At 45.5% G+C, this 2,483-nt stretch carries 2 protein-coding genes; both read left to right on the top strand.

What is annotated here, in order from left to right:
* The first annotated feature begins 804 nt into the window (after nt 1–804).
* Nucleotides 805–2,085 (top strand): cytosine permease, encoded by a 1,281-nt coding sequence (gene codB / locus AC29Z1_RS16560; protein WP_488272555.1) that lies wholly within the window; start codon nt 805–807, stop codon nt 2,083–2,085.
* Between the two features lie 15 nt (nt 2,086–2,100).
* Nucleotides 2,101–2,483, top strand: a 383-nt coding sequence (locus AC29Z1_RS16555; protein WP_488272554.1) for an amidohydrolase family protein, incomplete at its 3' end; no start/stop codon positions are given.

Genomic DNA, 2,483 nt, shown 5'->3' with positions numbered 1-2,483 from the left:
GAGGCAGTTCCAGTTGTAGAACTGGTTACCCCAACATTTATTATAGAGCCTAAAATATATGCTACAAATTTCTACAGGCTAAATAAAAAGCCCCGCTTGCGCGGAGCCATATGCATGAACGTGGATGGGTTGTGGAGGATGATAAGTACCCCAAAGTTATATACTAACAAGTAGGCGAACAACCATCATCGCAGAAACAGAAGAACAGTAATAGGATAATAATGATAATTATAATAAACCCACCATTACCATTATTACAACCACCAAAACCAAAACCCATATGAATACCTCCTCTGCTGTTTGTTTTGTTTTCTTGTATATCGTATGATACGTAGAGGTATTAGGTGCAGGTTAGAAATAAAAAATAGCTACCGCCGGTAATAATCTTCGTTCTGGTTTTTTCCGATTACTAACACACCGCTCACATACACATAAGGCGCAAAGGCCTGGTAGCAAAACCGCCCTCTGTGGCTAAACCAGCTATTGATTTACTCCTTGTATGGGCATTATCGGAAAAACAAACAGCAAAATGTTGCCGACAGCTTGACAAGCTTCCCAGATAGTGACATAATAAGGGTAATTTAAAAAGGCACCTTTAAAGGCAGTCCAGAGAGGCTGACAAGGTGAGCGGTTGTTAGGTAGCTAATTGTAGTATTAGTTAGCCTTAATAGCTCTCTGTCAGTTTTTGGCAGAGAGCTTTTTACGTTTACAGGGTGCCTACAAAGGAGGAATCGCCTGAAAAACAATGCTAATAAAACATTCTATGTTACTCGTGCGATGACTTCGAAATGAAAGGGGAACTTTATGAACGCAATCGAAACAGCAACATCGAATACCCAAGCGCATGACTCGGAATTTTCGCTGGCCGCAGTTCCAGCCTCAGGACAGACTCAGGGGTTGTGGGCGGCTATGGCAGTGCTGGTAGGCTTTACCTTTTTTGCTCCGAGTATGACCGCAGGAGGCAATTTAGGGCTTGGTCTGACCTTATCGGGCTTTGTGCTCTGTGTAGCGCTAGGTAACGCTTTTCTCGGACTATATTGCGGCACACTGGCGCATATCGGACAAAAAACAGGCCTATCCTATGACCTTTTGGCCCATCGCTCTTTTGGCACTCTCGGTTCTTATCTTCCTTCAGCGATCATCACCTTCACCCAGACGGGCTGGTTTGGAGTAGGTGTTGCTATGTTCGCCATTCCGGTAGCCGATCTTCTAGATCTTCCTACTTGGGTGGTAGTCGCCTTTGCCGGACTGATCATGACTTCATCCGCCTATTTTGGAATCAAGTCTCTGGCCGTACTAGGTTCTATCGCGGTACCGCTGATTGGCATCCTTGGAACCTATTCTGTCAGTCAGGGACTCAGCAAAGCCGGCAGCTTTAACAATGTATTCTCCGTTAATCCAGAAAATCCACTCACATTAGCAGCAGGAATTACCATCGTAGTAGGTTCTTTCATCAGCGGCGGAACCTCCACTCCCAACTTTGCTCGTTTCTCGAAAACAAGCAAAATTGCGGTTGCGGCCACTGTTACCGCTTTCTTTGTGGGCAATTCCATTATGATGATCTTTGGTGCTATTGGCGGCGCCGTAATGGGAGTGGCAGATATCTTCGGCATTATGATCCTCCAGGGCTTGGCCATTCCTGCTATCATTACACTCGGTTTTAATATCTGGGCTTCCAACAACCATGCATTATATACAGCCGGACTGGGCGTATCAAATATAGTAAAAACTCCAATGAAGCCACTGATGGTGATTGCAGGCATTATCGGCACCATTGCCTCTGTATGGCTGTACTATCATTTTGTTACGTATCTTATCATTCTCGGTGGCATGATTCCACCGATCGGCGCCGTACTAATCGTACACTATTTCATGAACAAGCATGAATATTTTGATCCAAATTATAAAGTAAAAGCCATCAATAAAGGAAGTGTCGCTGCCGTCATCTGCGGTACCCTGGCCGGATTACTGGTTCCCTGGGGAGTCCCGCCGGTCAATTCCCTGCTGGTTTCTGGGATCGTCAGTTTCGTTTCCGAACTGGCAGCCCGTTCTAAGAAGAAAAAAGTAGTACCCTTATCTTGCTAAAAAAGGAGTTTTACTATGCTAATTAAAAATATAATCATTGAAAATGCAACTGAAACTACGGATATCCGCATCACCGATGGAAAATTTGCAACCATTGCCAAGGATCTTACACCGCTCCCAGGTGAAGAAGTCATCGACTGCCAAGGCTGCATGGCACTGCCGCCGTTTATCGATTCGCACGTACATTTAGACACCTGTCTCACGGCCGGCGACCCTTGCTGGAATGTAAGCGGCACACTGTTTGAAGGAATTGAGTGCTGGTCAAAACGGAAGGAAAAACTCTCCAAACAGGATGTAAAAGATCGTGCCAGAAAAGCCATCCAAAAACAAGCTGCCCATGGGGTTCAGTTTGTACGCACCCACGTGGACGTAACCGACCCCTCACTGATTGCTATGGA

It is taken from the genome of Sporomusa sp. (assembly GCF_057736855.1).
The sequence above is the reverse complement of the archived record's forward strand: the minus strand, read 5'-3'. Positions and strand labels throughout refer to the sequence as shown.